The following is an 11,378-nucleotide window of genomic DNA, read 5'->3' as shown; positions in this document are numbered from 1 at the left end:
GAGCAGCACCACGGCGCCTTCGATCACGCCGCGCAATTCAATGGGCTCGGCCGCGGTGCGGCCCTTGCGGGCGAAGGCTTTCAGCTCCTCGGTGATCGTGCCGATGCGCTCGGTCAGCGCGGCGATGGCGTCAAGGTTCTCTGCGGCCGAGGCGCTCTGCTTGCGCTCGAGGAAGACGCGCGCGTTGTCGGCATAGGCGCGGATCGTCGCCACCGGCTGGTTGATTTCATGCGCTACGCCGGCGGCGACCTGGCCAAGGGTGGCAAGCCGGTTGGCCTGCACCAGCTCCTGCTGCATCACCTGCAGCTTTGCCTCGGTGCTGCGATGGTCGATGATCTCGGCCTGCAGCCTGTCGCGCGCCAGGCTCAGGTCCTGCGTGCGCTCGACGACGCGGCGTTCCAGCTCGGCGCGTGCTGCCTGTTCGGCGGCGATCCGCATCTGCCCGGATTGCCGGCGCCACAACAGATAGGCGGCAAAGGCGATGAGCGGCACGAGGACACCGAGCGCCAAGAGCCGCATTTCGCGCTGCGCCGCCGCGACCGGCGCTTCGGCCGGAACGAGATAGTCGAGCCGCCAGGGCGTCGACGGCACCGCGGTCGACAGCCGCAGATACTCGGCGTCGCTGCCCCCTGGCGTGATCGCATGGACAAGCGCGACGCCGGAGCTCAGCGGTTGCGGTTTCGTGATCGGCAAGGGCACCAGCGGCGCATCGCCGAATTGCTGATTGGCGCGGATATCGGCAAGCACCGGCCGGCCGAGCGGCTCCGTCGTCAGGAACCGCCAGGAGGGCACGCTCGTGATCAGCACCACGCCATGCGCATCGCTGACATAGGCCGGCCGGTTCGCCTCGCGCCAGTCGGACTCGAGCTGGTCGAACTCCATCTTGACCACGACGACGCCGAGCGGCCCCGAAGCGCCGTCGACGCGGCGCGAGATGTAAAGGCCCGGGCGCTTGCTGACATTGCCGAGCGCGAAATACTCGGCCGTGCCGGTTTCCATCGCGCCCGAGAAATAGGCGCGGAAACCATAGTCGTTGCCGACGAAGCTCACCGGCTCGCGCCAGTTGCTGGACGCGATCGCCAGGCCGTCCGTGCCGGTGACATAGAGCACCGAGGCCTTGGTTCCCGACACCAGCCCTTCCAGCTTGCGGTTCAAGACATCGATCGACGCAGGGCTGCGCTCGCTCAGCGCGTCATGCACCTGCTGGTCCTCCGACAGGAGGAGCGGCAGCGCGCGCGGGTTTTCCAGCACCGCGCGCAGCAGCGCGACCTTGAGGTTGGCGTCGGTGCGTCCTTGCGTGGCTAAAGCCTCGATCTCGGTCGAGCGGCCATAGAGACCTGCGCCGTAAAGCGCTGCCGCGATGATCGCCAGCGCCGCCGCCGTAAACAGCAGCCAGGCGCGCCGCGCCCGCCCGGCAAGCAGTTCGGGCGTCGGGGCAAGGGCAGCGGCAGGGCGTTGCAGCATGCCGCATCTGTGCATGTTTTCGCACAAGGCGCAATTCGACCTATGCGGATAATCGCACGAACGCTCTCGAGGATGCCGTCATTGGTTCGAAAAAAGCCAACAAGATCAATATCCGGAGGCTTTGGGCGTCATCTGGCATGCGCATTGCAAATGCATCCGCAGCAGCCGCGAGGCTGTGGAGGTCAACAGCCCCCAGGGAGGTCGAGCGTCTCGATCGGGGGCCGAACGGAGGACATCATGCAGACAGCAATCGCTGCCGCCGAACCACGCGGCAAAATCCCCTTTTACCGGCATCTCTATGTGCAGGTCCTGGCGGCGATCGCCGCCGGCATCCTGCTTGGCCATTTCTATCCCGATCTGGGCGCCTCGCTGAAGCCGCTTGGCGATGCCTTCATCAAGCTGGTCAAGATGGTCATCGCGCCGGTGATCTTCCTCACAGTGGCGACCGGCATCGCCGGCGTTTCCGATCTGCACAAGGTCGGCCGCGTCGCCGGCAAGGCGATGATCTATTTCCTCGTCTTCTCGACATTGGCGCTCGTCGTCGGCCTCGTCGTGTCCAACGTCATCCAACCCGGCGCCGGCATGCACATCAATCCCGCGACCCTCGACCCCTCGAAAGTGGCAACCTTCACCGAGAAGGCGCACGACACTTCGATCGTCGGCTTCCTGATGAACATCATCCCCGACACCATCACCGGCGCGTTTGCTGAAGGCGACATCCTGCAGGTGCTGTTCTTCTCGGTGCTGTTCGGCATAGCGCTGGCGTTGGTCGGCGAGCGTGGCCGCCCCGTGGTCGATTTCCTGCAGGCGTTGACCGCGCCGGTCTTCCGCCTCGTCGCCATCCTGATGAAGGCGGCTCCCATCGGCGCTTTCGGCGCCATGGCCTTCACTGTCGGCAAATACGGCATCGGCGCGATCGCCAACCTCGCCATGTTGATCGGCACCTTCTATCTGACGTCGCTGCTCTTCGTGCTCGTCGTTCTTGGCGCCGTCGCATGGTACAACGGCTTCTCCATCCTGGCGCTGATCCGCTACATCAAGGAAGAGCTGCTCCTGGTGCTCGGCACCTCGTCGTCGGAAGCGGCACTTCCCGGCCTGATGGCCAAGATGGAGCGCGCCGGCTGCAAGCGCTCGGTCGTCGGCCTGGTCATCCCGACAGGCTATTCCTTCAACCTCGACGGCACCAACATCTACATGACGCTGGCAGCGCTCTTCATCGCCCAGGCGACCGACACGCCGCTCAGCTTCGGCGACCAGATCCTGCTTTTGCTCGTCGCCATGCTGAGCTCCAAGGGCGCTGCAGGCATCACCGGCGCCGGCTTCATCACCTTGGCTGCCACGCTCTCGGTCGTGCCCTCGGTGCCGGTCGCCGGCATGGCGCTGATCCTCGGCGTCGACCGCTTCATGTCGGAATGCCGCGCGCTCACCAACTTCGTCGGCAACGCGGTCGCGACCATCGTCGTGGCGCGCTGGGAAGGCGAGCTTGACCAGAAGCAATTCGCCGCCGCCATGGCCGGGCAATTGCCGGAGGAGGCCGACCTGGCCCTGTCGGGCGGCCTGCAGCCTGCCTGACCAAGGCATCTCCCAAGCATGTGCGGGCCGCGGCTTGCAGCAATTCCAGGAAAAGTGTGAGCGGTTTTCCGTCCGGAATTGCATAAAAACAAGGAGATAGTGCGTTTCACCGTTTCCGTGAAACGGTGAAACGCACTAGCCGCGGCCTGTTCTTTTTGCCGACCGCCGCATAGGGTGGCGCGGCCGGCTCTCCACCGGCCAAACATTCAGCCGAGAGGGCGGTCGATGAGCAGCGCATATCCCGAGATCTATCTTGTCCGTCATGGCGAGACCGAATGGAGCCTCTCGGGCAGGCACACCGGCCGCACTGACATTCCGCTGACCGCCAAAGGTGAGGAGGCCGCGCGCGGCGTCGCCGACCGTCTCAAGGGGCTGACGTTCCAGGCGGTCTGGTCGAGCCCCTCGCAGCGCGCCTTCGACACCTGCCGTCTCGCCGGCTTCGGCGAGCGCGCGGTCAAGAAACCGGACCTGCAGGAATGGGATTATGGCGCCTATGAAGGCGTGACGACCAAGGAGATCCTTGCCGGGCGTCCCGGCTGGCAGTTGTTTCGCGACGGGTGTCCGGATGGCGAGACGGCGGCCGATGTCGGCGCCCGCGCCGATGCCGTCATCGCCGGGCTTCGCGCGGTTGCCGGCAATGTGCTCATCTTCTCCAGCTCGCATTTCCTGCGTGTCTTCGCGGCGCGCTGGGTCGGCCTGCCGCCGGCAGGCGGCGCGCATTTCGTGCTCGATACCGCGAGCCTCAGCATCCTCGGCTATGAGCACGATCTGACCGAGCCGGTGATCCGGCGGTGGAACCAGAAGTAGCCGCAGCTCGATAGCAGCCCAGGCGTCTCTGGAGATTAGGCGAAACCCCTCAGCCTCGTCATTCTATGGCGGAGCAAGGAGCGAAGCGACGCGGCGCAGACCATAGAATCCATGCCGTTACCTATACGCGTTGCTGCTGTGCAGAGCGACCTCTGTCTTCCACCGCCTTTACCCCCTGCGCCAGGTCACGGAATGGATCCTCGGGTCTGCGCGTCCGCTTCGCTCCCGCTCCGCCCGTGGATGACGAAGTTCGGGGGCGCAGCCATTAGGCGGCAAGTATCGCCAGCTCCTCGCTCGTCAAATGCCGCGCCTTGCCTTTCGCGAGATCGCCGAGCTGCAGTCGCCCGATCGCCACCCTGACCAGCCTGAGCACTTCGATATCGAAAGTGCCGAGCAGCCGGCGGATCTGCCGGTTGCGCCCTTCGTCGAGCACGATCTCCAGCCAGGCCGTCCGCCCGCCGCTGCGCAACAGTGCGATCGAGCTTGCCGTGAGCAACTCGCCGTCGACAACGGCGCCCTGACGAAAGCGCTCGAGCATTCCCTCGTCGGGCGCAGCGGCGATCTGCACGTGATAGGTCTTGGCGACATGCGAGGCGGGGTCGAGCAAACCGTTCGCCCAGCGCGTGTCGTTGCTGAGCAAAAGCAGCCCTTCGCTCGCCTTGTCGAGCCGGCCGACTGGCGACACGAACGGCAGGTCGAGCCCGTCCAGGCAGTCATAGACCGTGCCGCGGCCCTCGGGGTCGTCACGGGTCGTGACCAGCCCGCGCGGCTTGTTGAGCATCAGATAGACCTTGCGCTCCGCGACCACGCGCTCGCCATCGACGGTGATGCGGTCTCGGTCGGGATCGATGCGCAGCAAGGCATCGCGCGCGGTTTTGCCGCCGACCTGCACGCGCCCCTCGGCGACAAGACGCTCGGCTTGCGTGCGCGAGCAGAACCCCAGTTTGGAAAGCGCTCGGGCGAGGCTGACCTTGGTGGCGGCAGATCGTCTGTCGGGTTGGCGTGCCAAGATGCTGCTCTCGAACGAATGCCAGGCGACTTGCGCCGCCATGTCGGCACAAGTTGGCTTTGCTGCGACCTCTTATCCGCTGCGGTCGTGGTCGTCCAATGTCACTCCCGCGGCGCGCTCAGCCGCCGGTAGGAGACGCCGTCGAATGTTGCCGTCACGAAGCTCTTGACCGACATCTTGCGCTTGCGCCCGTCGCTGCAGGCATAGAGCGGCCAGCCGGCTTCGCTGCACTCGCTGGCCACGCAGATACGAGCCACGCAGTTGCCTGTGGTCAGCCGGAAGCCGCCCTTGCCGGCAAAGCCCTGCAGCAGGCTGCCGTCCGCCGAGCGCCATGTCCGTTGCTGGAATTCAGGCCGCAGCAGCCGAGGCTCGAGCGGCGCGGCCAGACCGGTCTGGGCCGCTTGGCCCGAATATTGAAGCCGGTAGCGCGCCATGCCGGTCGTATACGCGGTGACGAGATCGGATTGGCCGGAATAGGCCGCCGCGAGGTCGGGACGGTCGAAAAGATGGGACACGCGCGGCTCCGCCGCCGACGGCCTGGTCAAGGCGGCGATGGCGACAAAGGCCAAGCATACGCGCAGCATCCCGATTTCCAGCAGCCACCCCGGTCCGGCACGCCGGCTTGCCCGGCTGCCCGCGCATACAATCTTTCCAATCGGATTTTCGCGCAAGCGCCCGTTTTAAGGCATGTCTCCCGAAAGTGGGAACCGGTTTCGGGATGAAGACATGCGTAAAATCAAAAACCTAAGCGTATGGAGAGAATCTGAAAGATCGCGACGCGCTTTCGGGGCGGCCTCGCTTTGTCAGCCATTGGCGGCCGGCGGCAGCTCGAACAGGGTGGCGCCGTTCTCCCGCCCTCGGTCGACATAGCCGATCACGCGGAACCATTTCGCGACGTCTGGCCTGTCCAGCCAGCTGCGCGAATGTACGGGCAGATTGCCGGCAAGCGCCTGGACGTGCCGGATGTGCCGCTTGCAGAAGCGGACCGTCGCGGCGTTGAAGAAATCCTCCTGCGCTGCAAACAGCGTATCGGCGGCGTCCGCATGCTCGTGCCAGGCGATGATCGCGACGGTCCTGTCGCCTTCGACGAGCGCATGCGCCCGGCCTTCCTTCAGGTTCATCATCAGATTGTCATAGGCGCTTTTGCTGTCCTTGCCGGCCGCCACATACTCGTCCGACATTCGCTTGGACAGGTCTCGGAAAACACTTTCCAGGTCTCCGACCGTCGCCGCGCGTGCTCTCATTTCTCCTCCTGACAGCCCGCTGGCAGTTTGCCCCAAGGAAGGGGGATCACCAAGAAAACCGAATCCCCGATCCGGGACATGCGCGCAATCTCATTTCGCGCGGAAGGGTTCGACCGCTGATCACGCTCGCATATCAGCGTTGGCTTGAGATCGCATTTCCGTTGTTGGATACTGGTGGTCTTCCGGGCCTGCCCGGTCTGCAGCGTTGTCTCCGCACCGTTCTCAATGGCGGCCATGATCGACCTGATTGAAACCATATACGAGGCGGCCTTCGTCCCGGAGCGATGGAACGCGGTGCTCCAGAAGGCGAGCGGCCTGTCGAACGCGGCCAGCGCTCAGGTCTTCTTCTTCAGCGACGACGGCCCGCCGCGCGGAACCACGCTCGACAATCTGCGGCCGCTGTTCGACGAATTCATCAAGGGCGATTTCTGGAAGTTCTGCGACAGCGTGCAGAAGATGTGCGGCTTGCAGCCTGCGAGTTTCGTGCGCGTCGACGACTTTTTGAGCCCCGATGAGATCAAGCGCGATCCGGCCCGCATCATGCTGAGGGAATTCGGCATCGGCGCGCATCTGTGCACGGCGATCCCGATGCCGACAGGAGAGCTGGCGACCTTCGTCTTCCAGAAATGGATCAGGGACGGCGGCTTCGCGCAACCGGAGGTCGACGGGCTTGACGCATTGCGGCCGCATCTGGCCCGCGCCAGCCTTGTCGCCGGCCGGCTGCGGGTCGAGAGGGCGGCGGCCGCCACTTCGGCCCTCGACCTGCTTGGATTGCCGGCCGCTGTGCTGTCGGCCAACGGTCGCGTCATGGCGACCAACCCGCATCTGGACAGGCTCGACACGGCCTTCCTGCCTGTCGCCTATGGCGGACTGGCAATAGCCGACCGCGACGCCAACCGGCTGTTCCAGCTGGCCGTGACCGGCATGAACCGGGCGGACAATGCGGTCGGATCCATCCCTGTGCCGGGCATCGGCGGCGAGGCGCCTTTCGTCGTCCATCTGTTGCCGCTGCGGCGCTCCGCGCACGACATATTCGGCAATGCCGACATCCTGGTGATGGCGACGCCCGTCAAGCCGAGCGCGCTTGTGCCTTCGGCGAGCCTGCTCAACGCCTTGTTCGATCTGACGCCGGCGGAGGCGCGGCTGGCGGCCGATCTTGCCGCCGGCCTCACTCTGGCGGAAACGGCCGCACGGGGCGGTGTCACCGTCAAATCCGCCCGCACCTATCTCGAGCGCGTCTTCCAGAAAACCGGTACCCACCAGCAGAGCCAGTTGGTCGCCATGTTGAAGACACTGCAGCCGCTGGCCTCACTGCCGCCGCAATAGCAGGGAGGGCTGCGTCGCGACGGTCCGAGACAGGTACGTTGAATTCGGCGGCCGTCTGCCATAAAAGGCGCAAGGTTCGGTCGGCTGGGGGTATCCAGACGTTCCCGAACCTGCGGCCATGACAGGTTTGGGCTGCGTTGGCCGGCGGGCCGTCGACAAGCAGTCGGTCCGTAGAGGGGCGGGCTACAGCATTTGGGGCATGTATTGACGTCGAGCAGGCCTATCCTGATCACCGGCGCGGCCGGCTTCATCGGTTTTCACCTCTGCCACCGGCTGCTCGCCGAAGGCCGGCAGGTTGTCGGCCTCGATTCCATGAACGAGTATTACGACATCGCCCTGAAACAGGCGCGGCTCGAGCGGCTGAAAACGTTCGCGAACTTTCGTTTCGAGCATGTTGATCTCGCCGATCGCGATGGCATCTCGGCGGTCTTTGCCTCGGCCGCGCCGGAGATCGTCGTCAATCTCGCCGCGCAGGCGGGCGTGCGCTATTCGCTGATCAATCCGCACGTCTACGCGCAAAGCAATCTCAACGGCTTCCTCAACATCCTGGAAGGGTGCCGGCAGGCCTCGGTCGGCCATCTCGTCTATGCGTCGTCGAGCTCGATCTATGGCGGCAGCACGCGCATGCCGTTCTCCGTGCACGATTCCGCCGACCACCCCTTGAGCCTCTATGCCGCCAGCAAGAAGGCGAACGAGCTGATGGCCCACACCTACAGCCATCTGTTCGGGCTGCCGACGACGGGCTTGCGCTTCTTCACCGTCTACGGTCCATGGGGACGGCCCGATATGGCCTTGTTCATCTTCACCAAGGCTATCCTCGCCGGCCAGCCGATCGACGTCTTCAACCATGGCAACATGCAGCGCGATTTCACCTATATCGACGACATCGTCGAAGGGGTGGTCCGCGTCATGCAGCATCCCGCGACGCCCAATCCCGATTGGACAAGTGCGGCACCCGATCCCGCGACAAGCAATGCGCCGTTCAGGCTCCACAACATCGGCGACAGCTCGCCCGTCGAGCTCAGCCGGCTGATCGACGTGCTGGAAGAAGCGCTTGGGCGCAAGGCCATCCGCAATTTGATGCCGCTGCAGCCGGGCGACGTGCCGGCAACTTTCGCCGATGTGACCTCGCTCGAAGAGGTGACCGGCTTCAAGCCCAGGATCCCGATCGAGATCGGCGTCCCGCGCTTCGTGGAATGGTATCGGGATTTCTATCAGGTCTGATCGCAGGCAAACCGAGCGCGCTGCTCTTCAGTCGGCCCGGCGTGCCTGCCTGTCGATCCAGAGCGCGATCAGCGTGCAGGCGGCGCCCGAAAGCAGATAGGCGCCGGCGGCGATGAGGCCGAAAGTGCCGGCCAGCAGCAGCGCGGCGAGCGGCGCGAAGCCGGCGCCGAACATCCAGGCGAGGTCCGACGTCACCGCCGAACCGGTATAGCGATGCCGGCGCGAGAAGCTCGTCGCGACGACGCCCGAGGACTGCCCGAAGCTTAAGCCCAGCAGGATGAAGCCCAGCACCATGAACACCGTCTCGCCGACGGTACCGCCGTTGAGAAGCTGCGGAGCAAAGCCGCTGAATGCTGCGATGGCGACGGCGCCGCCGCCAAGCAGGGCGCGGCGCCCGACACGGTCGGCCAGCGGACCCGATGCGACGATCGCCGCGATGCCGAACAGCGCGCTCACCGCTTCGATGACAAGGAACCGCTCCGGCCCTTCATTGGTGAACAGGAACACCCAGGACAGCGGAAACACCGTCACCATGTGGAACAGGGCGAAGCTCGCCAGCGGCGCGAAGGCGCCGACGACGACGTTGCGGCCCTCCATGCGGATCATGTCCCTGATGCGGGTCGGCTGAAGGTCGCCGCTCTCGTAGAGTTTCGAGAACTCGGGCGTCACCACGATGCGCAGCCTGGCAAACAGCGCCACGACATTGATGGCGAAGGCGACGAAGAAGGGGTAGCGCCAGCCCCAGGCGAAGAAGTCGTCGGCCGACAGGTTGGCGACGAAGAAGGCGAACAGGGAGCTTGCCACGATGAGCCCGATCGGGGCGCCGAGCTGCGGGATCATCGCGTAGATGCCGCGCCGGTTCTGCGGCGCATTCAGCGCCAGAAGCGAGGGCAGTCCATCCCACGTCCCGCCGAGCGCCAGGCCCTGCAGGAACCGGGTAAGCCCCAGCAGCCAGGCGGCGACCGCGCCGACATCCTCATAGGACGGCAGGAACGCCATCGCGACCGTCGAGGTGCCGAGCAGGAACAGCGCGATCGTCAGCTTGGCGCCGCGGCCATAGGCGCGGTCGACCGCCATGAACAGCACGGTGCCGAACGGGCGTGCGATGAAGGCCAGCGCGAAGATGGCGAAGGAATAGAGCGTCCCGACCAGCGGATCGTGCGTCGGAAACACAAGTTTGGGAAACACGATCACGGAAGCGATCGCATAGACGAAGAAATCGAAGAATTCCGACGTCCTGCCGATAATTACGCCGACCGCGATATCACCGGCGCTGACCTGGCCGTGATGCGAGCCGATCAGCCTGCTGTCCGTTCCGGCGGTCGAAGTTTCAGCCATCTTGTCCGTTGCCACCGAGCTCGGTCCGGGACGCGCCCGGTCCGAGATACGATTGTCATCCCATAATGCATGGCCAGTTTCGCCAAAGCCACCCCGGCTGGGCATTGGACAAATTGTCCAATGTCGTCGCGATGCCGGCGGCAGTAGCCGTTGGGCCCTATCGCATCGCAACCTGCAAATATCCGTGCAGGGCCATCGAGGGCAGCGTTTGATGAAACGATCCGGAGCCTTGCTTCTCCTTCCGCTCGCCGTGCTGCTGAGCGGCTGCGACTTCGTCGTGCTGGCGCCCGCGGGCGATGTCGCGGCGCAGCAGCGCGACCTGCTCGTCGTCTCGACCCTGCTGATGCTGCTCATCATCGTGCCTGTCATGGCGCTGACAGTGCTGTTCGCCTGGCGCTACCGGCAATCCAGCACCACCGCGACCTATACGCCGGACTGGGACCATTCGACCAAGCTGGAGCTGGTGATCTGGGCCGCTCCCCTGCTCGTCATCATCTGCCTCGGCGCGCTCACCTGGCTCGGCACACACCTGCTCGATCCCTATCGGCGCATCGACCGGATCGAGCCGGGGCAGCTGGTCACGCAGGCCCATAAGCCGCTCAGGGTCGACGTCGTCGCACTCGATTGGAAATGGCTCTTCATCTATCCGGATTACGGCATTGCCTCCGTCAACGAGCTGGTGGCGCCGGTCAACCAGCCGATCGACTTCCGCATCACCTCGTCCACGGTGATGAACTCCTTCTACATCCCAGCCCTTGCCGGCCAGATCTACGCCATGCCGGGCATGGAGACGAAGCTGCACGCCGTCATCAACCGCCCAGGCACCTACACAGGCTTCTCGGCCAATTACAGCGGCGCCGGCTTCTCTGGCATGCGCTTTGCGTTCCACGGCCTCTCCGACCAGGCGTTCGGTGATTGGGTAACGCAGACCAAGAGCGCGCAGGCCACGCTCAACCGCGAGACCTATCTCGCGCTCGAACGTCCGAGCGAGAACGAGCCGGTCCGCCGCTATGCCTCCGTCGATCCCGACCTCTGGGGCGCCATCCTCAATCTGTGCGTCGAACCGGGCAAGATGTGCATGAACGAGATGATGTCGATCGACGCCAAGGGCGGTCTGGGGCTCGCCGGCGTGCGCAACACCCTGCCGCTGCAATACGACAAGCTTGCCAGGCGCGGGGCCGTGTTCGGCAACGATCCGTCCTATGTCGCCAGCATCTGCACGGCGGAGGAAGCGGCCGCCGCCTCGCGCGCGGCCCGCAATGACGATGACAGGGGTTGGCCGCTCAGGGACCTGTCCCCGCTACGCGGCGTCGGCCTGCTTGCGCCCGGCGCCGGCAGCCGCCGCGCCGATGCCGAGACGCGGTCACTCGGCCTGCTGCGCTTCGAACTGTGAG

10 protein-coding genes are annotated in these 11,378 nt (G+C 65.1%); 5 read left to right on the top strand and 5 right to left on the bottom strand.

Features of this window, described 5'->3' with window-relative positions; translation table 11 throughout:
• Window positions 1–1,464: histidine kinase dimerization/phospho-acceptor domain-containing protein (locus EOD07_RS00895; protein WP_206519406.1), on the bottom strand; the 1,464-nt coding region annotated here is incomplete at its 3' end.
• A gap of 237 nt (window positions 1,465–1,701) precedes the next feature.
• On the opposite strand from EOD07_RS00895, the gene EOD07_RS00890 reads away from it, so the two are divergent.
• Both EOD07_RS00890 and EOD07_RS00885 read left to right on the top strand, forming a co-directional pair.
• On the top strand, window positions 1,702–3,036 hold the full coding sequence (locus EOD07_RS00890; protein WP_127233560.1) for a dicarboxylate/amino acid:cation symporter: 1,335 nt from the start codon (window positions 1,702–1,704) through the stop codon (window positions 3,034–3,036).
• Window positions 3,037–3,261: 225 nt separating this feature from the next.
• The gene (locus EOD07_RS00885; RefSeq protein ID WP_127233559.1) at window positions 3,262–3,843 is read left to right on the top strand and encodes a histidine phosphatase family protein; all 582 of its coding nucleotides are present in this window, start codon (window positions 3,262–3,264) and stop codon (window positions 3,841–3,843) included.
• Window positions 3,844–4,108: 265 nt separating this feature from the next.
• On the opposite strand, the gene EOD07_RS00880 is transcribed toward EOD07_RS00885, so the two are convergent.
• The 3 genes from EOD07_RS00880 to EOD07_RS00870 all read right to left on the bottom strand — a co-directional run bounded on the left by EOD07_RS00880 (window position 4,109) and on the right by EOD07_RS00870 (window position 6,096).
• Window positions 4,109–4,852: a pseudouridine synthase gene (locus EOD07_RS00880; RefSeq protein WP_245469734.1), complete on the bottom strand. Its 744-nt coding sequence runs from the start codon at window positions 4,850–4,852 to the stop codon at window positions 4,109–4,111.
• Window positions 4,853–4,953: 101 nt separating this feature from the next.
• Entirely contained in the window at window positions 4,954–5,436 is a 483-nt protein-coding gene (locus tag EOD07_RS00875) for a hypothetical protein (protein ID WP_245469733.1), read from the bottom strand.
• Between the two features lie 219 nt (window positions 5,437–5,655).
• Window positions 5,656–6,096: a hypothetical protein gene (locus EOD07_RS00870; RefSeq protein WP_127233557.1), complete on the bottom strand. Its 441-nt coding sequence runs from the start codon at window positions 6,094–6,096 to the stop codon at window positions 5,656–5,658.
• 234 nt (window positions 6,097–6,330) lie between these two features.
• On the opposite strand from EOD07_RS00870, the gene EOD07_RS00865 reads away from it, so the two are divergent.
• Both EOD07_RS00865 and EOD07_RS00860 read left to right on the top strand, forming a co-directional pair.
• Window positions 6,331–7,422, top strand: coding sequence for a helix-turn-helix transcriptional regulator (locus EOD07_RS00865; RefSeq protein WP_127233556.1), 1,092 nt, complete (start codon window positions 6,331–6,333; stop codon window positions 7,420–7,422).
• Window positions 7,423–7,626: 204 nt separating this feature from the next.
• The gene (locus EOD07_RS00860) at window positions 7,627–8,646 is read left to right on the top strand and encodes an NAD-dependent epimerase (RefSeq protein ID WP_127233555.1); all 1,020 of its coding nucleotides are present in this window, start codon (window positions 7,627–7,629) and stop codon (window positions 8,644–8,646) included.
• A 27-nt stretch (window positions 8,647–8,673) separates the two neighbouring features.
• Here the strand turns inward: EOD07_RS00860 and EOD07_RS00855 are convergent, their stop codons facing one another.
• Window positions 8,674–9,984 carry an MFS transporter gene (locus tag EOD07_RS00855; protein ID WP_073988991.1) on the bottom strand — a complete coding sequence of 437 codons (1,311 nt, stop codon included), beginning with the start codon at window positions 9,982–9,984 and terminating at the stop codon, window positions 8,674–8,676.
• Window positions 9,985–10,195: 211 nt separating this feature from the next.
• Between EOD07_RS00855 and cyoA the strand changes: the two genes are divergently transcribed.
• The gene (gene cyoA / locus EOD07_RS00850; RefSeq protein ID WP_127233554.1) at window positions 10,196–11,377 is read left to right on the top strand and encodes a ubiquinol oxidase subunit II; all 1,182 of its coding nucleotides are present in this window, start codon (window positions 10,196–10,198) and stop codon (window positions 11,375–11,377) included.
• Window position 11,378 lies beyond the last annotated feature (1 nt).

The organism is Mesorhizobium sp. M2C.T.Ca.TU.002.02.1.1 (assembly GCF_003997225.1).
This window is presented reverse-complemented; position numbering and strand designations above follow the sequence as displayed.

Coding starts and splice junctions, on each gene's coding strand:
- EOD07_RS00890 (WP_127233560.1), top strand. CDS start 1,702: ATGCAGACAGCAATCGCTGCCGCCGAACCACGCGGCAAAATCCCCTTT.
- EOD07_RS00885 (WP_127233559.1), top strand. CDS start 3,262: ATGAGCAGCGCATATCCCGAGATCTATCTTGTCCGTCATGGCGAGACC.
- EOD07_RS00875 (WP_245469733.1), bottom strand. CDS start 5,436: ATGCTGCGCGTATGCTTGGCCTTTGTCGCCATCGCCGCCTTGACCAGG.
- EOD07_RS00870 (WP_127233557.1), bottom strand. CDS start 6,096: ATGAGAGCACGCGCGGCGACGGTCGGAGACCTGGAAAGTGTTTTCCGA.
- EOD07_RS00865 (WP_127233556.1), top strand. CDS start 6,331: ATGATCGACCTGATTGAAACCATATACGAGGCGGCCTTCGTCCCGGAG.
- EOD07_RS00855 (WP_073988991.1), bottom strand. CDS start 9,984: ATGGCTGAAACTTCGACCGCCGGAACGGACAGCAGGCTGATCGGCTCG.
- cyoA (WP_127233554.1), top strand. CDS start 10,196: ATGAAACGATCCGGAGCCTTGCTTCTCCTTCCGCTCGCCGTGCTGCTG.